Annotated in this window: 20 protein-coding genes; 16 read left to right on the top strand and 4 right to left on the bottom strand. The window is 36.8% G+C overall.

Annotated elements, in window-relative coordinates; all coding sequences use genetic code 11:
- The first annotated feature begins 340 nt into the window (after nucleotides 1-340).
- The 11 genes from serS to EKL95_RS02655 all read left to right on the top strand — a co-directional run bounded on the left by serS (nucleotide 341) and on the right by EKL95_RS02655 (nucleotide 9699).
- Nucleotides 341-1612, top strand: a complete 1272-nt coding sequence (serS, locus tag EKL95_RS02705) for a serine--tRNA ligase (protein ID WP_126451915.1) — start codon at nucleotides 341-343, stop codon at nucleotides 1610-1612.
- A gap of 29 nt (nucleotides 1613-1641) precedes the next feature.
- Nucleotides 1642-2223: a TIGR00730 family Rossman fold protein gene (locus EKL95_RS02700; protein WP_126451916.1), complete on the top strand. Its 582-nt coding sequence runs from the start codon at nucleotides 1642-1644 to the stop codon at nucleotides 2221-2223.
- 53 nt (nucleotides 2224-2276) lie between these two features.
- A complete protein-coding gene (locus tag EKL95_RS02695; protein WP_126563496.1) occupies nucleotides 2277-4055 on the top strand; it encodes a tetratricopeptide repeat protein in 1779 nt (592 codons plus the stop codon).
- A gap of 50 nt (nucleotides 4056-4105) precedes the next feature.
- Nucleotides 4106-4417 carry a DUF4286 family protein gene (locus EKL95_RS02690; RefSeq protein WP_126451918.1) on the top strand — a complete coding sequence of 104 codons (312 nt, stop codon included), beginning with the start codon at nucleotides 4106-4108 and terminating at the stop codon, nucleotides 4415-4417.
- Between the two features lie 138 nt (nucleotides 4418-4555).
- Nucleotides 4556-4846 carry a hypothetical protein gene (locus EKL95_RS02685; RefSeq protein WP_126563495.1) on the top strand — a complete coding sequence of 97 codons (291 nt, stop codon included), beginning with the start codon at nucleotides 4556-4558 and terminating at the stop codon, nucleotides 4844-4846.
- 116 nt (nucleotides 4847-4962) lie between these two features.
- On the top strand, nucleotides 4963-5742 hold the full coding sequence (gene rsmA / locus EKL95_RS02680) for a 16S rRNA (adenine(1518)-N(6)/adenine(1519)-N(6))-dimethyltransferase RsmA (protein ID WP_126457893.1): 780 nt from the start codon (nucleotides 4963-4965) through the stop codon (nucleotides 5740-5742).
- Complete coding sequence (gene mgtE, locus EKL95_RS02675; RefSeq protein WP_126552959.1) at nucleotides 5732-7084, top strand: magnesium transporter; 1353 nt, start codon at nucleotides 5732-5734, stop codon at nucleotides 7082-7084. Before rsmA ends, mgtE begins: the two co-directional genes overlap by 11 nt.
- Nucleotides 7085-7254: 170 nt before the next feature.
- On the top strand, nucleotides 7255-8031 hold the full coding sequence (gene proC / locus EKL95_RS02670; RefSeq protein ID WP_126561317.1) for a pyrroline-5-carboxylate reductase: 777 nt from the start codon (nucleotides 7255-7257) through the stop codon (nucleotides 8029-8031).
- Between the two features lie 143 nt (nucleotides 8032-8174).
- Nucleotides 8175-8555: a Dabb family protein gene (locus tag EKL95_RS02665; protein ID WP_126561316.1), complete on the top strand. Its 381-nt coding sequence runs from the start codon at nucleotides 8175-8177 to the stop codon at nucleotides 8553-8555.
- 55 nt (nucleotides 8556-8610) lie between these two features.
- Nucleotides 8611-9207: a hypothetical protein gene (locus EKL95_RS02660; RefSeq protein ID WP_126561315.1), complete on the top strand. Its 597-nt coding sequence runs from the start codon at nucleotides 8611-8613 to the stop codon at nucleotides 9205-9207.
- A 75-nt stretch (nucleotides 9208-9282) separates the two neighbouring features.
- The gene (locus EKL95_RS02655; protein ID WP_126451926.1) at nucleotides 9283-9699 is read left to right on the top strand and encodes a hypothetical protein; all 417 of its coding nucleotides are present in this window, start codon (nucleotides 9283-9285) and stop codon (nucleotides 9697-9699) included.
- A gap of 68 nt (nucleotides 9700-9767) precedes the next feature.
- Here the strand turns inward: EKL95_RS02655 and nhaA are convergent, their stop codons facing one another.
- Nucleotides 9768-10937: a Na+/H+ antiporter NhaA gene (gene nhaA / locus EKL95_RS02650; RefSeq protein ID WP_126451927.1), complete on the bottom strand. Its 1170-nt coding sequence runs from the start codon at nucleotides 10935-10937 to the stop codon at nucleotides 9768-9770.
- Nucleotides 10938-11081: 144 nt separating this feature from the next.
- Here nhaA and EKL95_RS02645 point away from each other — a divergent pair, with 144 nt between their 5' ends.
- On the top strand, nucleotides 11082-12029 hold the full coding sequence (locus EKL95_RS02645) for a 2-hydroxyacid dehydrogenase (protein WP_126561314.1): 948 nt from the start codon (nucleotides 11082-11084) through the stop codon (nucleotides 12027-12029).
- Nucleotides 12030-12472: 443 nt separating this feature from the next.
- Nucleotides 12473-12754 carry a TM2 domain-containing protein gene (locus EKL95_RS02640; RefSeq protein WP_126451929.1) on the top strand — a complete coding sequence of 94 codons (282 nt, stop codon included), beginning with the start codon at nucleotides 12473-12475 and terminating at the stop codon, nucleotides 12752-12754.
- A 275-nt stretch (nucleotides 12755-13029) separates the two neighbouring features.
- On the opposite strand, the gene EKL95_RS02635 is transcribed toward EKL95_RS02640, so the two are convergent.
- A complete protein-coding gene (locus EKL95_RS02635) occupies nucleotides 13030-14832 on the bottom strand; it encodes a GNAT family N-acyltransferase (RefSeq protein ID WP_126457917.1) in 1803 nt (600 codons plus the stop codon).
- Nucleotides 14833-15031: 199 nt separating this feature from the next.
- Here EKL95_RS02635 and EKL95_RS02630 point away from each other — a divergent pair, with 199 nt between their 5' ends.
- From EKL95_RS02630 to EKL95_RS02620, 3 genes are all read left to right on the top strand, one after another.
- Entirely contained in the window at nucleotides 15032-15793 is a 762-nt protein-coding gene (locus tag EKL95_RS02630) for an exodeoxyribonuclease III (protein WP_126457920.1), read from the top strand.
- A 172-nt stretch (nucleotides 15794-15965) separates the two neighbouring features.
- Entirely contained in the window at nucleotides 15966-16907 is a 942-nt protein-coding gene (locus EKL95_RS02625; RefSeq protein ID WP_126563494.1) for an OmpA family protein, read from the top strand.
- Between the two features lie 355 nt (nucleotides 16908-17262).
- Nucleotides 17263-18300: an aldo/keto reductase gene (locus EKL95_RS02620; protein WP_126457926.1), complete on the top strand. Its 1038-nt coding sequence runs from the start codon at nucleotides 17263-17265 to the stop codon at nucleotides 18298-18300.
- A 50-nt stretch (nucleotides 18301-18350) separates the two neighbouring features.
- On the opposite strand, the gene EKL95_RS02615 is transcribed toward EKL95_RS02620, so the two are convergent.
- Nucleotides 18351-20318 carry a transglycosylase domain-containing protein gene (locus EKL95_RS02615; protein ID WP_126563493.1) on the bottom strand — a complete coding sequence of 656 codons (1968 nt, stop codon included), beginning with the start codon at nucleotides 20316-20318 and terminating at the stop codon, nucleotides 18351-18353.
- 378 nt (nucleotides 20319-20696) lie between these two features.
- A complete protein-coding gene (gene radA, locus EKL95_RS02610; RefSeq protein WP_126457932.1) occupies nucleotides 20697-22058 on the bottom strand; it encodes a DNA repair protein RadA in 1362 nt (453 codons plus the stop codon).
- Nucleotides 22059-22120: the final 62 nt, after the last annotated feature.

Here is a 22120-nt window from a genome sequence, read left to right as displayed (position 1 = left end):
TTGATTTGTACAATCGACTCCCTACTACTTTATTATTTTCTAATAAGTAAAAATAGCTACTCAAAATTATGTTTTTTTACAATACGTTCAACGTGCTATAAATGTTGTACTTAAATAATGTATTGTTCAAATTGCTGCAAAAATTTATAATCGGGTCATTAAAACTACACAAAAAACTTTCTCGATTATTTATTTTATTTAAATCTATAGGCGCGCAAAAAATGGCGGTGCAATTCCCCTTTTTAATTCGATTTTTGATAAAATTTTTATCTCATACTACCAAACATTTCCCTAAATTTGCTTCCATTAATATATAAGTTAGCGTTAAAAAAATCAAGCTATGTTACAAATCGCATTTATTAGAGAGAATCAGGAAAAAGTAATCACCGCTTTGGCAAAGAGAAATATCGATGCTACAAGTGTTGTTGAAGAAGTGGTACAACTGGATGAAAAACGTCGCGCTACGCAAGTGGAGCTAGACAGCATTTTATCCGAATCTAATAAATTATCCAAGGATATTGGCGAATTGATGAAAGCGGGAGAGAAATCTAAAGCCGCAATCTTAAAAGAAAAAACTGTTTTAAATAAAGAGAAAAGCAAGAAATTAGCCGAAACTGCTGATGCACTTGCCGCTGAACTTTTAGAAAAATTATATACCTTACCCAATCTTCCTGCTGATATTGTTCCTATTGGAAAAACACCGGAGGAAAACCTGAACGTTTTTGAAGAAGGGGAAATCCCAGTTTTGCATGAAGGCGCGCAACCACACTGGGAATTGGTAAAAAAATACGACATTATCGATTTTGAATTGGGAGTAAAAATCACAGGCGCAGGATTTCCGGTTTATAAAGGAAAAGGAGCAAAATTACAACGTGCTTTGATCAATTATTTTCTGGACAAAAATACCGCTGCAGGATATAACGAAGTTCAGGTGCCACACATGGTAAACGAAGCATCTGCTTATGGAACGGGACAATTGCCCGACAAAGAAGGGCAAATGTACCATGATAAAACCGATGATTTATACTTAATTCCAACTGCTGAGGTTCCAGTAACGAATTTGTTTCGGGATGTAATTTTAAACGAAAGTGAATTACCGGTTTTGACCACGGCTTACACGCCTTGTTTTCGTCGTGAAGCAGGTTCTTATGGTGCGCACGTACGTGGATTGAACCGTTTACATCAATTTGACAAAGTCGAGATTGTTCGTGTAGAGCATCCCGATAAATCGTATGAAGCCTTGGACGGAATGGTGGAGCATGTAAAAAGTATTTTGCAGGAATTGAAATTACCCTACAGAATATTGCGTCTTTGTGGCGGCGATATGGGATTCACAGCAGCGTTAACCTATGATTTCGAAGTGTTTTCTACTGCACAGGACCGTTGGTTAGAAATCAGTTCGGTTTCTAATTTTGAGACTTTTCAAGCAAATCGGTTGAAATTACGTTTTAGAGATAAAGATGGAAAAAATCAATTAGCACACACCTTAAACGGAAGTTCATTGGCTTTGCCAAGAGTTTTGGCAGCACTTTTAGAAAATTACCAAACTCCGGAAGGAATCGTAATTCCTGAGGTTTTGCGTGCTTATTGCGGATTTGATAGTATCAATTAGTTAAAACACTACTGAAAAATATTTTGTTGATGAAAAAGATTACGGTGTTCTGTGGCTCCAGTTTTGGGAATGAAAAAAATTATGAGGTTCAAGCGATAGTACTGGGACAGGTAATGGCTAAGAAGAACATTGATTTGGTTTACGGTGGCGCAAAAGTTGGTTTAATGGGTGCGGTTGCTGACGGTGTTTTGAGTGAAAACGGAAAAGTATTTGGTGTTTTACCCCGTTTTTTGATGTCTAAGGAAGTGGCTCACGATAATTTGACCGAGTTAATCATTGTGGAAAGTATGCACGAAAGAAAAACCAGAATGAATGAATTAAGCGATGGCGTAATTGCATTGCCTGGTGGATTTGGAACTTTAGAGGAGTTTTTCGAAATGCTCACGTGGGGGCAACTCGGACTTCATAAGAAACCCATTGGGATTTTAAACGTTGATGGATTTTATGATTTATTATTGCAATTCATCCAAAAAATGGTTGATAACGGTTTTTTAAAAGAAATCAATCAAAAGATGATTTTGGTTAGTGATAATGCGGAAGAATTGCTGAACAAAATGGAAAATTACACCGCACCGGAAGTTGGAAAATGGATTAAAAAAGGAAATGAATAAAGACACGAATATGTATTCCAACACCTAATCTGAATTAGAAAAACAGATAAAAAATGAAAAAAATCGTTCTCTTAATACACCTGTTTTTATCGCTATTCGCTTTCGCCCAAAACGAACAATTGGCACAGTATTATTATGACAAGGGCGATTTTGAAAAAGCCAAAATCAGTTATGAAGAATTACTGCAAGAGATTCCATTAAACTCTCAGTATTTTTTAAGAATAATCGATTGTTCACAGCAATTGCAAGAGTTTGAAAGTGCCGAAAAAGCCATTCAAGAAAGACTTGACAAGTACAATCAAGGAAATCTTCTGGTAGAATTAGGATATAATTTTCAGTTGCAAAAAAATGATGATAAAGCCAAGATGTACTACGATCAGGCATTAGACCGCATCAGAAAAAACCCAAATCAAGTGTACGGAATTTCAAACACTTTTGAGCGAAAAGTGCTACTTGAATACGCGCTGAAATCCTACCAAATCGCAGTAGAATTAGAGCCTAATTTTAATTTCAATTATCAAATAGGATTGCTTTACGGTCAATTGTCTAATATAGAAATGATGATTTCCACTTTTCTGGATGAAGCGTTTGCTAATCCTCAAAACTCCATTCGAATCCAAAATCAACTGGTTCGTTTTATGGCTGATGAAGGCGATGCAAATTTCAATGAATTGTTGCGTAAAGCTTTAATTGTAAGGACGCAGAAAAATCAAGACATTTTTTGGAACCATTATCTGAGTTGGTTTTATGTGCAGGAAAAGGAATTTGGGAAAGCATTTATTCAGCAAAAAGCCATTTATAAACGCAATCCGGAATCGCTTGCTACGATTGTAAATTTAGGGCAACTGGCAATTGAAGAAGAGAATGAGGAAGCGGCAAAGGAAATTTTAGGGTTTGTATTGCAAAACACACTAGATTTAGAATTGCTGATCCAAGCGAATTCGTATTTGATTGCGATGAAAATTGAAAAAGCAACCGAAAAAGACTTTGCCGCGATCAGCAAAGAATTAGACGGTTTGATGAAACAATTTGAAATAAGTCCTTTTACCTTATCTTTGCAGCTGATTCAGGCACATTTCACGGCATTTAAGTTAAAAAAACCGGAGGAAGGAAAGGCAATAATCAAGAGAGCGCTGGAATTGCAATTGAATGATTATCAGGTGGCTGATGCCAAAATGGAACTGGCAGATATTTTGTTGTACGAAGAAAAATTCAATCAGGCGTTGATCTATTATTCGCAGATTGAATTGGACTTGAAGAATGATGTAATGGCGCATGAAGCCAGTTTGAAAGCCGCAAAAACGAGTTATTTTAAAGCTGATTTTGCTTGGGCGTTGAAACAATTTAAGGAATTGAAATCAGCCAATACACAGTTGATTGCGAATGATGCTTTGGAATATTTTCTGTTAATCAATGACAATACGGTCGTTGATTCGACACAAACGGCTTTGAAACAATTTGCCAAAGGAGATTATCTGTTGTATCAAAATAGGAATCAGGAAGCGATAACGCAGTTTCTATCGATTTTAAAAAATCATAAAGGTCAGCAAATAGAAGCCGTGACGTTGTTGCGTTTGGGAAATATTTACGAAGAAACGGGCGATTTTACTTTGGCTTTAAGCCAATACCAAACGATTATGGATCAGTATAGCGATGGGATTTACATAGACGAAGCGCTGTATTTTTCGGCAGAGATATATAAAAAACAACTGCTATTGCCTGATAAAGCGAAACCTTTGTATGAGAAGATTATTTTTAATCATCAGGACAGTATTTATTTTGTGGAAGCCAGAAAGAAATTCAGGCAATTGAGGGGAGATACTAATTTATAAAAAAGTTTAACTGTTTAATCGATTAACCAGTTAACCAATTAAACAAAAAAATGATACTATACAACGTTACTACAAACATACACGAAAGCGTGCACGATCAATGGATGATTTGGATGCAACACAAGCACATTCCAGAAATTCTGGCTACAGGAAAATTCTCTTCGGCAAGAATGGTACGGGTTTTAATTGAAGAAGAAATGGGCGGAGTTACCTATTCCGTTCAATATGTGACGGACAGCAAAGACACTTTGGAGAAATATTATCTGGAGGACGCACCGGCTTTTCGTGAAGAAGGAGCGAAGCTGTTTGGAGACAAAATGCTGGCGTTTAGAACGGAATTAGAATTGATTGCGGATTATTAAAAAAGTGTTCAGTGTTCGTCTTTTTAGTGTTCAGTTTGGGAATAATAAATCTTGAAGTGGGAAATTACGATATTAAGTTCAAATTGTAAAAGTAAATATAATTGGAGGTCGCAATTTGCGACCTCCAATTCTGAAAAGATGGGTTTGCGATATGCTCCGATGGCTTTTACAGAACACGGCGTATTAATGTTATCGAGTGTTTTGAATAGTGAAAAAGCAATTCAAACCAATATTCAGATAATGCGGATATTTACAAAAACGAGGCAAATGCTCTCCGATAATTCGGATTTACGTATTGATTTTGAAACAATGAAAAAGAAAATTGAAAATCAGGGAAAAAACATAGAACTCGTTTTTCAATATGTAGATGAACTTATGGAAAAGAAAGAAATCATTCCAGAACGAGGAAAAACAGGATATAAGAAGTAGTTGCAATATTGATTTTTCGATAGTTTTCTGGATATTTAATACAATACAGTAGTGCCTTAGGGGCAAAATAAACCTAACAATAAAGTGAGATTGCTTCGTGCCTCGCAAAGACAAACATGGAAAAAGTAAAAGCAAAAAAACACCTCGGACAACACTTCTTGAAAGACGAAAGTATTGCCAAAGACATTGCAGATACATTGAACTTAGAAGGGTATGATGATGTACTGGAGATAGGACCAGGAATGGGCGTTTTGACAAAATATTTGTTGGATAAACCGGTGAACACCTACGTTATTGAAATCGATGCGGAATCAGTGACGTATTTAGACGAAAATTATCCAAAATTAAAAGATAAAATTATTTCTAAAGATTTCCTAAAATACAACATTAACGAAGTTTTTGAAGGAAAGCAGTTCGCAATCATTGGGAATTTCCCGTATAACATTTCGACACAAATTGTTTTTAAAACATTGGAATATCGGCACCAAATTCCGGAATTTGCCGGAATGTTCCAGAAAGAAGTGGCACAACGCATTTGTGAAAAAAAGGGAACAAAAGCGTATGGAATACTGTCGGTTTTGGTACAGGCTTTTTATGATGCCGAGTATTTATTTACGGTAGACGAACATGTTTTTATTCCACCGCCAAAGGTAAAATCAGGTGTTTTACGTTTGCGCAGAAAAAAAGATTACAGCTTGCCATGTGGTGAAAAATTGTTTTTTACTGTAGTGAAAACTGCTTTTCAGCAGAGACGTAAAACGTTACGAAATAGTTTAAAAACCTTAAATTTGTCGGATAGTTTGAGAGAGGATGAAATTTTCAACCTTCGACCAGAACAATTAAATGTAGCACAGTTTATAGCACTCACCCAAAAAATAGAAGCCGATGGAGTTTAAAATCAGCAAAGGATTAATTCAGGAATTAGAGCAACTCATTCAAAACAAAAACGACCAGCAACTGGAAGTATTATTGAATGATATGCACCATGCTGATATTGCTGAAATTCTCGATGAGCTTGATTTTAATGAAGCGACCTATATTTTTAAAGTATTAGACAGTGAAAAAACTGCTGAAATTCTTCTGGAACTAGAAGATGATTTGCGGGAAAATATATTAAGCAGGCTTTCGCCAAAAGAAATTGCAGAAGAGTTAGATGAGCTGGAAACCAATGATGCAGCTGATATTATAGCGGAGCTTTCACAAGATTTGAAAGCCGAAGTAATATCAGAACTTCAGGATGTAGAACATGCCAAAGATATTGTTGACTTATTGCGCTATGACGAAGATACCGCCGGTGGAATCATGCACAAGGAATTGGTAAAAGTCAATGAAAATTGGAATGTGCTTACTTGTGTCAAAGAAATGCGCATTCAGGCCGAAAATATCTCCAGAGTCCATTCGATTTATGTGGTGGATGATGAAGACCGATTGAAAGGGCGTTTATCCCTCAAGGATTTATTGACCACTTCTTCCAGAACCCCAATTAATGATGTGTACATCCGGAAATTAAACTCCGTAAAAGTAGATACAGAAGATGTTGAGGTAGCCCGAATTATGCAGAAATATGATTTAGAAGCTATTCCTGTTGTAGATGAATTAGGAAGGTTAGTGGGTCGAATCACTATTGATGACATTGTGGATGTAATCAAGGATGAAGCCGATCAGGATTACCAGTTGGCTGCAGGTATCTCGCAAGATGTTGAGGCAGATGACAGCATATTCGAACATACAAAAGCACGGTTGCCTTGGTTAGTTTTGGCTCTTTTAGGCGGTTTTATCTCCGTAAAAGTGTTGGGATTGTTTGAAGGCGCAATGCTGCAACATGGTAATTTATTCTTTTTCACGCCCCTTATTGCTGCGATGGCAGGAAATGTCGGTGTACAATCCTCGGCAATTATTGTACAGGGTTTGGCTAATAATACGTTGAGCGGATCGCTATTTAATAGATTAGTTAAGGAAGTTTCCCTAAGTTTATTAAATGGATTGATTCTGGCTACAATATTATTTTTAGGAAGTCATTTTCTATTGGATGTTGAAATGATAATTGGCGTTATTATCTGCGTAGCATTAATTTCAGTAATTATTATTGCTTCATTAATAGGGACTTTTATCCCGTTATTGCTGGATAAATTTGGTATTGATCCCGCATTGGCAACTGGTCCGTTTATTACAACCAGTAATGATATTTGTGGCATTTTGATTTATTTTTCGATAGCAAAAATGATTTTAGGGTTTTAAGATAGAAGTAAGAGAAGAGAAAAAGAATAGAGAACAAAGAGAATAGAGAGGAAATACAACAACAAACGAATACATCTATAACTATACAACCAACACTTTTTCCAGACGGCTTGGCTTTCTTTTGGAAAGTCCCAAAGCTTCTGGAGGGGAGAGGAAAAACCACAACCAGCATGAAAGTACATATCATTGGCGGAGGAAACTTAGGAGTTTCTATCGCATTAGGACTATCAAAATTTTCGCCAGAAGACCAAGTTACCATAACCCGAAGAAACACCTCCAGCATTCTGTATCTTGAAAAATTAGGAGCAACAGTTTCTACCAATAATATGCATCAGATTCAGGAAGCCGATGTCATTATTTTGACCATCAAACCATACCAAGTAGACACTGTTTTGGCCGAAATTCTTCCCGTAATTTCTAATAAAATCATCGCCTCGGCAGTGAGTGGATTGTCGATAGAAAATCTGCAAAACAAAATCGGTACGGCTAATAGTGCCATCCGAATCATGCCCAATATCGCGGCACAGTTTGGCGCCTCAGCCACCTGTATTGCGTTTAATGAAAAAGACAAAGAGAAGGCACAAGAGGTAGTTTCCCTTTTTCAGAATTTGGGAACCGCTCCTATTATTGACGAAAAATTAATGGATGCTGCAACTGTTTTGGCGGCCAGCGGAACCGCTTTTGCCTTGCGCTACATTCGGGCCTCAATGCAAGCCGGAATCGAAATTGGATTTGACTGGCAAACCGCCTTAGCCATCTCGGCACAAACGGTAAAAGGTGCTGCAGAAATGCTACTAGAAGAAAAAGTACACCCGGAACAATTAATTGACCGTGTGACCACGCCACAAGGCTGTACCATAGCCGGATTGAACGAAATGGAAATGCACGGATTCAGTTCGTCCCTGATACGAGGTATTAAGACGTCATTGAAACAAATCAAGGGGTAGGCGTATAGTTTTGTAATTTTTTCGTTAATTATGCTGCGCAAACGTCTCCGACTTTGCGCAATTTTTTTCTTAAAAGGGATGAATATTGACATTTCATATTTGTATTAACACTCAAATAAATCTTATATTTGAAAAAAACAACCATGAAAAAACTACTCCTATTAATCCTTATTTTAATTTCAAGTTATACTGTGAATGCGCAAAAAGACGAACAAAAACAAATCCTTAAACATGTAGTGATGTTTGGTTGGAAACCCGGTACAGATGCAGCAGCAATTGACAAAGTAGTCACTGCTTTTGGAAACTTAGAACATAAAATCAAATTGATCAAAGCGTATGAATGGGGAATTAATAACAGTCCTGAAAACCTGAATAATGGTTTGACCCATTGTTTTGTGTTGACTTTCACCAGTAAATCCGACAGAGATGCATATTTAATTCATCCGGATCACAAAGCTTTTGTAGCTGTTTTGAGTCCGGCACCAGATAAAGTTACCGTAGTAGATTATTGCACGAATAAGTAAACAGAAATCTGGTTTAAAAATTTAAATAACAGAGAATAACACTAATAATCAATAAATGAGAAAAGTCCTAGTAGTCCTGATTTTAGCATTCAATCTAAATGCAAATGCCCAAGAAGTAACCGTTGAAAAATCAATTTTTGGTATACAAACCGGATTCGGAGTACACGCAGGAATTTGGTTTAACAATGAAAGTAAGGTGTCTAATAGTATCGCTGTGCGCAGTGAAATCGGTCTTGAAAAAGATTTTACGGTTGGAGATCACTATGATGGAACCGGTTTTATTTTGCAGCCAGTAGTCACTTTAGAACCAAGGTATTACTATAATCTGGAAAAAAGGAATTCAAATGGGAAGCAAATCGCCAATAATAGCGGGAATTATTTTTCCATTAAAACAAGTTACCATCCGGATTGGTTTGTGATTAATCTTGCAGATAACGTTACAAAAACGGCTGATTTAGCAATTGTACCCACTTGGGGTTTGAAGCGTACTATTGGGAATCATTTTACCTATGAAACTGCGGTAGGATTTGGGTATCGAGTGGTTTATTTGAAAGAGAATTCGGTTAACGGTAATGTCCAGAATGCAGATGGAGCATACAATAGAAACCAATACATTCCTTTTTTACACCTAGGAATTGGATATACTTTTTAGGGTAAATATGTGTAGACTTGTTACAGGAACCATGAAAAAGGTTTTGTTAGCATGATAAACCGTAAAAAATCAAATATGAATCAGAGCACAATTGTTTTCAGAATGTCTAAAAGCAGTGGTATTTACAATAAATCCAATCGCTATGTAGTACGTATTGATAGCAAAACGGAGTGTGAAATGAACTACAGCAACAACCGGAAAGAATACCGTGTTTTGCCCGGAAAACATACCATAGAAATTGGTGATGGAACTTCTTTTCAAACAGAAGAGATAGTGCTAAAGGCGGGAGAAACGAAAGTACTGAGCATAAATCCCAGTCTTACGTACAATCTTGGATTCGGAATACTGACCGGAATGGTGGTAACCGGTTTGGTTATTCAATTTGCAGTACTTCAAAAATTTTCTCCTGTGATGATTATTCCATTCATGCTTTATTTATTTATTAAAAAAAGAGATTTTAAAAATAGTTTTGCGATAAGTTATTCAAAATAGAAGCTTATTGAACATAAAAAAGCCTCGTTTAATTGCTTAAACGAGGCTTTTTAGGATCACAATATGTTTTATACTAGTGCTGTTTTCTTCTTTTTAGATTGTTTTCTTAAGGTATATTTCAACCAGAAGAAACCCGTCAGACCAGCAACAAAAGAAGCAATCAGAATGGCAATTTTAGAGTATGTAATAACCTCTTTACCACTTTCTTTGAAAGCAAGAAGGGTAATGAAAATGGACATGGTGAACCCAATTCCACCAAGCATTCCTGCCCCAATTATTTTTTTCCAATTTAAATCTTTGGGCAACGTGCAAATGCCTAAACTCACTCCTAAAAAGGAGAAAAGCCAAATTCCAAGAGGTTTTCCCACCACAAGTCCCAGCATGATCCCAATTGTATTGGTATGATTCAATCCTTCTGACCAATCAGAACCAATGGCAATACTGGTATTGGCGATGGCAAAGAGCGGCAGAATCAAAAATGCAACCGGTTTGTGCAAAAAATGCTGTAATTTATAAGATGATGTTTTCTTGCCTCCGTCTCCAAACGGAATGACAAAAGCCAATAACACTCCGGTAATTGTGGCGTGAACACCTGAATTCAGCATAAAATACCACATAGCAGCACCCCCAATTAAATAGGGGATAAGGTTGTGAACCTTTCTTTTGTTCAGGATAAATAAACCACCCATAATGGCAAAAGCAATAAACAGATTGGTAAAAGCAATTGTTTTTGTATAAAAAACAGCAATTACCAAAATAGCCCCTAAGTCGTCAATTACAGCAAGGGCAGTAAGGAATACTTTCAGCGAGGTAGGAACCCGATTTCCTAAAAGCGATAAAACTCCAATTGCAAAGGCAATGTCAGTAGCCATAGGAATACCGGCACCATTTTGTGTGGGTGTTCCAAAATTGAGCAGTAAAAAAATTCCTGCCGGAACAATCATCCCGCCTAAAGCACCAAAAACAGGTAAAGTGGCATTTCTAATACTCGACAATTCTCCTTTGTAGATCTCCCGTTCTAGCTCTAAACCAATCAAAAGAAAGAAGATAGTCATCAGTCCGTCATTGATCCAGTGGGTGATCGAATGGTTGCCGACATTGGTTTCCCAAAAGGCAATATAGTCAGTTTGAAAAGGGGAATTAGCAAATAGAAGAGAGAGTATCGTAACTAGGAGTAATAAAAGACCTCCCGCTTTTTCGTTTTCAAAAAAGGCTTTGAATGTTTTTGTTAATCTCATTTGTTGTTTTTCTTTTCCTATAATTAATAGTATAAATGATGAATAGGAATTCTGCAAATTTAAGCTTTTGAAAGCTAATTTCCGTTCTTAAAAGTATAAACCGTAATTTTTTTGTTTCTTTGATGTAGCAAAAACAAAGCAATTATGACCATCAAAATACTTCATATCGACAGCAATCATTCCTTACTGTGGAATGAATTGCAAAAATCCGGGTTTATCAATCACAGTGATTTTACTTCTTCAAAAGAAGAAATCGAAGCTAAAATTCAGGATTATCAAGGAGTTGTGATTCGAAGCCGTTTCAAGATTGACAAAACATTCTTGGACAAAGCTACTAATTTGCAATTCATCGCTCGCGTTGGAGCCGGATTGGAAAGCATTGATTGCGAGCATGCAGCATCTAAAAACATTACACTTATTGCCGCTCCAGAAGGAAATAGAAACGCTGTTGCTGAACACACCTTGGGTATGATCTTATCCATTTTTAATAAATTGAATCAAGCTGACAGCGAGATACGAGCAGGCCATTGGAACCGGGAAAGCAATCGCGGTCAGGAACTTGACGGTAAAACCGTTGGAATTATCGGGTACGGAAACATGGGAAAATCATTTGCCAAAAAACTCCGTGGTTTTGATGTCGAAGTCTTGTGTTATGACATTCAGGAAAATGTGGGTGATGCTAATGCGAAGCAGGTTTCCTTAGCAGAATTTCAGCAAAAAGTAGATGTAGTGAGTTTGCATGTTCCATGGACTTCCGAAACAAATAAAATGGTGAATGCTGATTTTATCAATGGATTTCTTAAGCCTTTTTGGGTTATTAATACCTCTCGAGGCAAGAATATTGTCACTGCCGATTTGGTTACTGCCATGCAATCCGGAAAAATTCTCGGAGCAGGTTTAGATGTTCTGGAATATGAGAAGTTGTCTTTTGAAACCCTTTTTAACGATAAAAACACACCAGAGGCTTTTCAGTATTTGTTGAAAGCCAAAAACGCAATTCTGACGCCACATATTGCCGGTTGGACTTTCGAAAGCCATGAACGATTGGCACAAGTGATCGTTGATAAAATAAAAGCAAAGTATCTTAGATAGGTAAAATTTGTCGTGCCGTAGCAGCGCAATACGGGAATTGGAGTTTCTTCTTTAAAGTAAAAATCCCTAAAACTCGTCGCTTGTTGCGAAGATAACATATTGGTTTAAAGCCAATTCGTATCGTTTTACTTTTTGGTGGAAAGACAAAATGGGAAGGATTGTTCTATCCAATGGCAGCCGTTTATGGATGGTACCAATCATTTTAAGCCAAGCGAAAAACGGTTCGTGCAAAATTTTACAGTTGATGATTTAGAACGTTTATTGCAAAATTATCAGATGAAGGCGTAATAATTGTGGGCGTTATGGAGGTTTGTAACTCTAGAAAATTCGGATAGATTTTGAATAGTGGAGGAAATAAAACCGAATTTTTGAACCAATTGGTAGAGTGTTTCAATAATTTTTATATTTTTAACCATTGAAAAACAATCTAATACAAATTATTTATGCAAAATTCGAAGATTGAAAATTGGAATAATCCGCTGCCAGTTCGTCAAAACAATAAAAAGCTGCCTGCCGGAATTTTAGCGATACTTTTAGGTCCTCTTGCGATTCATAAATTCCTATTGGGGTATACTACTGAAGGGATAATATGGCTGGTAATTAGTCTTTTTACCTGCGGAACGGTGACATACATTTTAGGTATTATCGAAGGAATAATTTATTTGACAAAATCTGACGAGGAGTTTTACCAAATGTATCAAGTAGGTAAAAAGGCTTGGTTTTAAAACATAAAAAAATCCCGGTTTTAGACTGTCCCCAAAAAGTCAGACACTATTTGGGGGTATTTTTCTACCACAAATTTTACTAATTGCCACGAATTAATTTTGTGCTGATTTGTAAAATTTCTAGCAACTAAGTAATAACCATGGTATAATGTCGTATTTTAAAATCAGGATAAAATTATGTAACAATCTGATTTAAAGCTGTTTTACTTAAAGTTAATTCTTTTGACTTTACGACTTTTAAACTTTCGACTTACTTATTTAATGGGATTCTGAAATTAATCTTCTTTCTCGCTCAGTTTTCGCTCCAATTCTTTCTGGAATTCTTCCATTACGGGCTTCATGGTACTTTCCGGAATGTCTGCAATCCTGATGTACATCAATCCATCTACGGCATTATTAAACAACGGATCCACATTAAATGCGACCACTTTTGCATTTTGTTTGATGTATTTTTTGATTAAAACCGGCAAACGCAAACTTCCCGGTTCCAGCTCGTCGATAATTTTATCAAACTTATTCAAATCCGATTCGGTTTCGTTAAAAATAAAATCCTTATCGGCATCTTTTAATTTTACTTTATACGCTTTTTTGGGATGAATGTATTGCGCAATGTACGGATCATAATAATTGGATTTCATAAATTCAATCATTAGGGATTTAGAAAAATCTGAAAATTGATTACTGATACTCACGCCTCCCAATAAAAATTTATGTTCGGGATAGCGTAAGGTGGTATGCATAATTCCTTTCCAAAGCAGGAAAAGCGGCATTGGTTTTTGTTGGTACTCTTTGATAATAAAAGCGCGTCCCATTTCGATAGATTTGTGCATCATATCATGTAATTCGGGCTCAAACCTAAACAGATCGTTGAGGTAGAATCCATTGATTCCATACTTCGGATAAATTTCTGAACCCAATCCCATTCGGTACGCACCAGCAATCTTATGGGCTTCATTATCCCATAAAAACAAGTGATGATAATATTTATCGTGCTTGTCTAAATCAATAGACTCATTGGTTCCTTCGCCTACTTCTCTGAAAGTGATTTCTCTAAGACGTCCTATTTCATGCAGGATATTTGGAATTTTAGTGGCTTCAGAAAAGAAAACCTCATAATTTTTACTTTGTAAAAGTCGGCAATCGCTATTTCTGGCGGCATCAACTTCGGCAATCATCTTTTCGCTGTTGGCAGCAGTGACAATTGTCTTTGGGCTTTTAGGAATTTTTAAAGTAGGCGTTGGCAAAAAAGGAATTTCTTTCTCAAAAGGATTGGCCAACATGTACGTTTTTTTTCTTAAAAACTCAGAGTATTCCTCTAAAGTCTTGTGCTCATTTTGTTCGCTTACGGAAATTGGTTTACCAATACGCACTTTGATCACACGGCGTTTCTGGCTAAAGACTTCCGAAGGCAGTTTTGCCGTTCTAAAAGTCCCGCTTATTTTAGAAAGCAAATAAAATAATCGACTGTTTTTAGCATGAAAATAAATAGGAACCACAGGCACCTGCGCTTTTCTAATTACTTTGATAGCTCCTTCTTCCCAAGGCTTATCTACCATTAACTTACCATCTTTATAGGTAGAGACTTCGCCTGCGGGAAACATGCCTAAGGGTTTTCCATCGCTTAAATGACGCAGTGTTTCCTTGATTCCCACCACGCTTGATTTAGCATCCTTATGATTTTCAAAAGGATTCACAGGCATGATGTATTTTTTGAGCGGCTTAATTCGGTGTAAAAGAAAATTAGCAATAATCTTGAAATTGGGTTCTCTCTCCAGCATTAATTTCAATAATAAAACCCCGTCAATTCCTCCCAGTGGATGGTTTGAAATCGTGATGTAAGCTCCTTCTTTTGGCAGGCGCTTTAAATCCTCTTCCGGAATTTCAAATTTTATTTGTAAATCATCTAATATTCCATTCAGGAAATTAACATCTTTCAAATGCTTATTTCTGTCGTACATTTTGTTTAAGGTAGAAATCTTTAGCACCTTCATAAGCATCCATCCTGAGAAGGTACCTAGAACTCCATACTTATCAGCATTTATTGCTTTTGCAACTTCTTTGGCGGTTACTAAACCCATGAATTTTTTTCTTTTAAAGCAAGAAACAAAGATAGCAAAAAACTCCATTTTCTCTATTTTTCTGAGTCAAACTTGTACTTTTTTATTACATTTGAAATCGTTATATACACACCATGATTTTTTCTGACAGATTCTAAAAATGCATTTCTAATACCATTTGGGAATTATTTATTTCTACAGAAATTCAAATACACACTTTATGAGAATTATTTCATACAACGTCAACGGAATTAGAGCCGCAATTTCAAAAGGATTTATCGATTGGCTGCAACAGGCAAATCCGGACATCATTTGCCTACAGGAAATCAAAGCCACTGAGGATCAAATTCCTGTGGAGGCTATTGCAAAGGCAGGGTATCCGTATCAATATTATTATTCAGCCACTAAAAAAGGGTACAGCGGAGTAGCGATTCTTTCAAAGATCAAACCTAATAATGTGGTCCACGGAACCGGAATTCACCACATGGATTTTGAAGGGCGGAACCTTCGGGCTGATTTTGATGATTTTTCCGTGATGAGTTTGTACCTGCCATCTGGGACAAATATGGAGCGACTCGACCATAAATTCATGTTTATGGATGATTTTAAGAATTATATTGATGAACTCAAAAAAGAAACGCCAAACTTGATTATCTGTGGCGATTACAACATTTGCCATGAGGCAATTGACATTCATGACCCAATTAGAAACAAGACCGTTTCCGGATTTTTACCCCATGAAAGAACCTGGCTTGACGGATTTATAAAGTCCGGATTTGTCGATAGTTTTCGCCATTTCAACAGTGAACCGCACCAGTATTCCTGGTGGAGTTACCGCGCTGGAGCCAGAGGGAATAACAAAGGGTGGCGCATCGATTATAATTTAGTTGCCAATTCTTTGAAACATAAACTCAAAAGAGCCGTTATTTTATCAGATGCCGTACATTCAGATCATTGCCCGGTCTTGGTAGAATTAGAGTAATCATCTTTAGCGCAGCCAAAGGAGGAGCTATTTCCCGCTATCCGCTACAATCTTTTCTCTCGTTAAAAAACGAGAGAAAAGGATTTTCACTTCTATCGGGGCTAGGGCATCCGAATGCAATTCAAATTTTTGATTTCAAAACAACAATAAAAACGATATAAACACCATTAAAATGATTAAAAAATTTTCCTTAGGATTACTCGTATTGGCACTTTCAACATCCTGCGTGTCAAAAAAAATATACAATGACTTAGAAAGCAAGTATGCGGATTCCAAAAAGGAAAACCGAAGCCTAACGGACGAAAATGAAGATTTGCTGAAAACTAAAAACCAATTGGATTTAGATAGAACTGCTTTAACTTCTGACTTGAGTGCTTCTAAAGCAGCACTTGATAAATTGAAAGCAGATTATGCTGCTGCTCAAAACAAACTCGAAGTCCTGCAGGATTCCTATGCCGCTTTAGAGAAAAACAGCGGAGAGGCTTTACAAAGTAACATGAAGAAAAATCGTGATTTACTAGGCCAATTAGATGAGAAAGCAAAAGCGTTGGCAGTAGAACAAGAGAGTTTGAGCAAAAGTGCCCAGCGTTTGCAAGAATTAGAAGACTTGATCGCCGCCAAAGAAGCCAACATGAAAAAACTAAAAGAAACACTCTCTAATGCTTTGAATAGTTTTGAAGGAAAAGGATTGACTGTCGAACAAAAAAATGGAAAAGTATACGTATCCATGGAGAACAAACTGCTCTTCAATTCCGGAAGTTGGTCAGTAGGTTCCGAAGGGAAAAAGGCAGTAGTAGAATTAGGTAAAGTTTTAGGAGACAATCCTGAAATCTCCGTTCTTATTGAAGGACATACGGATGATGATGCTTTTTCAGCTTCTGGACCAATTGCGGATAACTGGGATTTATCAACCAAAAGAGCCACCGCAATCGTAGCTATTTTGAGCGAAAACTCAAAAATCAACAAACAAAGTCTTACCGCCGCAGGACGAGGAGAGTTCTCTCCGCTAGCCAGCAATGCAACTGCTGACGGAAAAGCGAAGAACCGCAGAATCGAAATAATTCTTACCCCAAGATTAGATGAAATTGCCGAAATGCTGAATGAAATAAATTAAGGTTTAAAGGTTAAAGTATAGAAAGGTTCAGAGTGTATGCTTTGAACCTTTTTTTGTTCTCTACGAGATATTTTATAAAATAATCTCCAGTTTTATAAGTTTAACCATTAAGGAATTAAGAAAATTAATCATTAATTCTTAATGAAGCTTAATCTCTTAATGGTTTAAAAAAGGAACCTTTTCTTAACCGCTAATTCGCTAATTTTATCTTTCGTTTCAAGGGCTTTTAATTTGCGAATTCGCGGTTATTTTTTTAACATCCTGTAAACTTTTGTCAATTTTCTGTTAACACTAAATCGTAACCGCAAACTAATTTTATCTTTGTTTTCGAAAATAAAATACAATTTCCTTAAATATGAAATACACAACATTACCAAATACTGATATAAAAGTCAGCAAAATTTGCCTTGGAACCATGACTTTTGGGCAACAAAACACAGAAGCTGATGGTCACGCACAAATGGATTATGCTTTTGAAAATGGAGTCAATTTCTTTGATACTGCCGAAATGTATTCTATTCCGGGGCGTCAGGAAACCTATGGAAGTACAGAGAAAATCCTTGGAACCTGGTTCAAGAAAACAGGGAAAAGAGAAGAAATTGTTTTGGCCTCCAAAATTGCCGGACCCAATCCTAATTTTGGCTACATGAGAGAAAAATTAGATTTTTCGCCCGCCAGTATCAAGTTTGCATTGGACAGTAGTTTGCAACGCCTGCAAACTGATTATCTGGATGTGTACCAATTGCATTGGCCGGAACGTAAAACCAATTATTTTGGACAACGCGGTTTCAAAGTGCAAGACGATGCTTGGGAAGATAATATTCATAATGTGCTGGAAGCATTAGACGGTTTTGTCAAGGAAGGAAAAATAAATCACATAGGTCTTTCAAATGAAAATCCTTGGGGAATTATGCGTTTTCTGGAGGAAAGCAAATACAATAATCTGCCAAGAATAAAGACGATTCAAAATCCGTATTCGTTATTGAACCGACTTTTTGAAAACGGGTCCGCTGAAATTTGCCTGAGAGAAAATGTTGGTTTATTGGCGTATTCTCCAATGGCTTTTGGCGTTTTGTCCGGTAAATTCCTTACTGGCGAAGCGCATCCAAATGCCAGAATCAAGTTGTTTCCGCAGTATTCCAGATATAGCAGTCCACAATGCACCGAAGCCACGCGGCTATATCAGGAAATCGCTAAGAAAAACGGATTGACCTTGACGGAATTGTCGTTGGCATTTATAGCCCAACAGCTGTTTGTAACCAGCACGATTATTGGCGCAACCACATTGGAACAATTAAAAGAAAATATTGATACCATTCAAGTGTCACTTTCGGATGAAATCTTAAAAGCGATTGATGAAGTGCAAGCCGTGATTCCGGATCCGGCACCTTAAATGAAACAACCCTGTCTGATTTTTGAAATTGGACAGGGTTGTTTTCAATATTACAGATCAAATTCATCGTCAACCGATAAAGAATCCACTTTTATTTGTGTTGAATCTTGTATTTTGAATTTGATAAAAGATTTTGCAGGTCCTGAAATCAATATTGGTAAGGACTTGTAAATCGTGTCTTCAGGAGTCAAAAGCCCTCTTCGAAACATAATATTGGTTAAGAACAACTCTTGTTTTACAGCAAAATCTTTCAACATTCCCTGATCGTTGAACTGATACATGAATTTTTTTGGACTTGGAATAATTCGGGCGAGATACAAGCATTCGTTCAGTGATAATTCCAAAGGTGTTTTTTGGAAATAAAATTGACTTGCTTCGCCAATTCCATATACATTTGGACCCCATTCGATAATATTAAAATACACTTCGAGCATGCGTTCCTTGCTTACAATCCGGTTGTTTTCCAGAATATAAACCAATAAAATTTCTTCCAGTTTACGGGAAACAGTTTTTTCCCGACTCAGAAAAACATTTTTCACTAATTGCATGCTGATGGTACTAGCGCCGCGGGAAAACTTTTTAGTTTTTATGTTTTTGATGATGGATTGTTTGAAAGCTTCGCTGATAAAACCACGATGCGAAAAGAAAGAAGGATCTTCCGTTGTCAAAACCGACTTTCGTAAATAGGGTGAAATTTGGTCCAGTGGCGTGAAATTTGGATTAGCAGAGCCCACTAAAACCGGACGTTGCAACACGTTCTTTATAAGTGCGCGATACACAAATTCGCCATTGAGTTTGTTCAGGTTGGCTTCACCGTATTTTGTAATTTTTAGATTTTCTTTTTTTAGTTTGCTGTCAAAAACCAGTTGATTGGGTTTGTTTTGGTTGAATGCAAAGTCCAATTTGTAATCAAAAGTACCACTGGCTTTCATGCCTTGAAAATTGGCAAATAAACCGTCTGGAAGCGAAGTGATAAAATCCTGCGCGTTCATTTTTGGAATATTCACTTTGAGTTTATAAATCGTGTCTTTTTCAGTTTCATAAGCCACATAAGGATGAAATTTTATCTTGTTTAACTGAACTGTTGAGGTGCTGTCAATCGAAATAAAATCAGAACCCAAAAGAAAACGGTAGTCAAATTTGGCGTTTTTTAGCAATACATCTTTGCTGGCGATTTTAGGATGGTTGAGTTTTAAATTAGCAATAGCCATAAACCCATCGATATGCAATTCATCACCGTCTTTATCTATGTTTTGAATATTCAAACGAATGGAGTCAAAGCTTGATTTTAGGTTGAACCGCTCGTCTAAATACGGCATTTTGATGGCACAGGTGTCGATATTAACGAATCTAATATCGGCTTTTTTATTTCTGGGATCGGCAAATCCTTTAATTTTCCAGTGCTGAGTAAAGGTGTTGGTTTGCACTTGAATAGCAGTTTCAAGTTGCTTGTTGACCAATCGCAATTTTTGAAAATTGATGTTTGTTTTTTTTTCGTTATCGTTAATTCGGATCGAAAGATTGTTCAGAATCATATCAGTTGGAACTAAATTTAGTACTTTTGAGATGATTCTGTAGGCAAATTGAGCGTAATCTCTTTTCTCATTTTGTACTGGTGTTTGATTGTCCCTCTTTAAAAAAGCATCGTAATTTCCCTTTTTTCCTTTTTTTACTAATTGAATAAAACCATTCTGAACCTCTAAAGTACCAAGTTGTAGGTCGCCGGTTATCAAATGCCACAAATTAACGCTGGTTTTTAATTTTTTAATTTTAAAAAGCGTATCGGCATTTTTTGGAACCAAAATGATTTCGGTAAGATTTAGACCGGACAATCCTTCAAAAGAAGCTTTTTTTATGGTAAAAGTACTGTTGTAATCCATTTTCATTTCATGGGAAACTTTTGCAATGGTTTGCTGTAAAACGGCATCACGAAAGAGGTAAAAAGCAATAATTATAGTGGTAAACAATACAAAAAGTATTTTTGTTGCTAGAATTATGTTTTGTTTTTGGGTTTTCATAAACAGTTTTAAAAATAAAAGAATCTAAAATACAATGCGTTTGGAGTATTAGTCATAAAGAAAAGGAAAATAATACTAAAGCAGAGTTTTTTATAATTTTCTTTATAGTTTTGATTGGATAAAATGAATACTATTCCATTTTAGGACATAAAAAAACTACAACATTTCTGCGTTGTAGTTTTTGATATTAGCGGCAGCAGTGCCATTAGTAATTGGATTTCGGTTTTTTATATCCCGATAACGGATTTGCAATCCGTGCCCTTAGAGTATTTGAAAACAAATCAAGACTACAACTTCTGCGTCGTAAACCAAATAATCACAATTAGTTGCAACACTAAATGTATAAGAGAAACGTTATTTTAGATTTGTCAACAAATATCATCCAAACAACTCACTCGCCACATCTTCAATTTTGGCTACTAATCGAATGTTAATTCCGGTATTTTTCAATGCAATTTTATTGTATTTAGAAACAAAAATGGTCGAAAAACCTAATTTTTCCGCTTCCTGAATGCGTTGGTCCACGCGGTTTACCGGACGTATTTCACCGGAAAGTCCCACTTCGCCGGCAAAGCAAAAATCTTTATTGACTGCTATATCTTCATTCGAGGACAAAATGGCGGCAACTACAGCCAAATCTATCGCTGGATCATCTACTGAAATTCCTCCGGTTATGTTCAGGAAAACGTCTTTGGCGCCAAGCCTAAAACCGGCTCTTTTCTCTAAAACGGCTAGAATCATATTAAGTCTTTTGGCGTTATACCCCGTCGTGCTGCGTTGTGGCGTTCCATAAACGGCGGTGCTTACCAAGGCTTGAATTTCAATCATCAACGGGCGCATGCCTTCTAAAGTTGAAGCAATTGCTGTTCCCGATAATTCCTCGTCTTTATGCGAAATCAGTATTTCGGATGGATTCGAAACTTCGCGTAAACCATTGCCCAGCATTTCATAAATACCAATTTCAGCAGTGGATCCGAAACGGTTTTTTAACGAACGTAAAATGCGATATACGTGATTTCGGTCACCTTCAAACTGCAAAACTGTGTCCACCATGTGTTCTAGGATTTTTGGTCCGGCAATGTTACCGTCTTTGGTGATATGACCAATCAGAATCACTGGAATATTAGTTTCTTTGGCAAATTTGATTAGTTCGGCAGTGGTTTCCCGTATTTGAGAAATACTGCCGGGAGTGGATTCGATATAATCCGTATGCAAGGTTTGAATGGAATCGATAATCACGATTTCCGGTTGTATGGCTTCAATTTGCTTGAAGATGTTTTGGGTTTTGGTTTCGGTAAGAATATAGCAATTGTCACCGCTGGGCGTGATTCTTTCGGCACGCATTTTTATTTGTTTCTGACTTTCCTCGCCTGAAACATATAAAGTTTTATACGGTAATTTTAAAGAGATTTGGAGCAACAGTGTGCTTTTTCCTATGCCGGGTTCACCACCTAAAAGGATCAAGGAGCCGGGAACGATTCCGCCACCCAGAACGCGATTTAGTTCGCCATCTGTCGTGTCCATTCGGATTTCCTGAGCAGAATCAATTTCGTTTATCCGTAACGGTTTTGGTGCTTTACTGCTAGAAGTAGTTTCGCTTTTCCAAGCTGTTTTTTCTTGTTTCTGTATAATTTCTTCTGCTATTGTATTCCATTCTTTACAGGAATTGCATTGTCCTTGCCATTTGGCATATTGTGCGCCACAGTTTTGGCAAAAAAAAGTTGTTTTTACTTTTGACATTATTTTTTTGGTATTTGGCTTTTCATAGCATCCTGTTTTTCTAGTAGCAACCGTTTGGTTAA

Source organism: Flavobacterium sp. LB2P53 (genome assembly GCF_003970305.1).
Taxonomy (GTDB): Bacteria; Bacteroidota; Bacteroidia; order Flavobacteriales; family Flavobacteriaceae; genus Flavobacterium.
The sequence above is the reverse complement of the archived record's forward strand: the minus strand, read 5'-3'. Positions and strand labels throughout refer to the sequence as shown.

Coding starts and splice junctions, on each gene's coding strand:
- radA (WP_126457932.1), bottom strand. CDS start 22,058: ATGTCAAAAGTAAAAACAACTTTTTTTTGCCAAAACTGTGGCGCACAA.
- mgtE (WP_126552959.1), top strand. CDS start 5,732: ATGGAGTTTAAAATCAGCAAAGGATTAATTCAGGAATTAGAGCAACTC.
- EKL95_RS02690 (WP_126451918.1), top strand. CDS start 4,106: ATGATACTATACAACGTTACTACAAACATACACGAAAGCGTGCACGAT.
- rsmA (WP_126457893.1), top strand. CDS start 4,963: ATGGAAAAAGTAAAAGCAAAAAAACACCTCGGACAACACTTCTTGAAA.
- EKL95_RS02655 (WP_126451926.1), top strand. CDS start 9,283: ATGAATCAGAGCACAATTGTTTTCAGAATGTCTAAAAGCAGTGGTATT.
- EKL95_RS02625 (WP_126563494.1), top strand. CDS start 15,966: ATGATTAAAAAATTTTCCTTAGGATTACTCGTATTGGCACTTTCAACA.
- proC (WP_126561317.1), top strand. CDS start 7,255: ATGAAAGTACATATCATTGGCGGAGGAAACTTAGGAGTTTCTATCGCA.
- EKL95_RS02630 (WP_126457920.1), top strand. CDS start 15,032: ATGAGAATTATTTCATACAACGTCAACGGAATTAGAGCCGCAATTTCA.
- serS (WP_126451915.1), top strand. CDS start 341: ATGTTACAAATCGCATTTATTAGAGAGAATCAGGAAAAAGTAATCACC.
- EKL95_RS02645 (WP_126561314.1), top strand. CDS start 11,082: ATGACCATCAAAATACTTCATATCGACAGCAATCATTCCTTACTGTGG.
- EKL95_RS02640 (WP_126451929.1), top strand. CDS start 12,473: ATGCAAAATTCGAAGATTGAAAATTGGAATAATCCGCTGCCAGTTCGT.
- EKL95_RS02700 (WP_126451916.1), top strand. CDS start 1,642: ATGAAAAAGATTACGGTGTTCTGTGGCTCCAGTTTTGGGAATGAAAAA.
- EKL95_RS02620 (WP_126457926.1), top strand. CDS start 17,263: ATGAAATACACAACATTACCAAATACTGATATAAAAGTCAGCAAAATT.
- nhaA (WP_126451927.1), bottom strand. CDS start 10,937: ATGAGATTAACAAAAACATTCAAAGCCTTTTTTGAAAACGAAAAAGCG.
- EKL95_RS02665 (WP_126561316.1), top strand. CDS start 8,175: ATGAAAAAACTACTCCTATTAATCCTTATTTTAATTTCAAGTTATACT.
- EKL95_RS02615 (WP_126563493.1), bottom strand. CDS start 20,318: ATGAAAACCCAAAAACAAAACATAATTCTAGCAACAAAAATACTTTTT.
- EKL95_RS02695 (WP_126563496.1), top strand. CDS start 2,277: ATGAAAAAAATCGTTCTCTTAATACACCTGTTTTTATCGCTATTCGCT.
- EKL95_RS02660 (WP_126561315.1), top strand. CDS start 8,611: ATGAGAAAAGTCCTAGTAGTCCTGATTTTAGCATTCAATCTAAATGCA.
- EKL95_RS02635 (WP_126457917.1), bottom strand. CDS start 14,832: ATGGGTTTAGTAACCGCCAAAGAAGTTGCAAAAGCAATAAATGCTGAT.
- EKL95_RS02685 (WP_126563495.1), top strand. CDS start 4,556: ATGGGTTTGCGATATGCTCCGATGGCTTTTACAGAACACGGCGTATTA.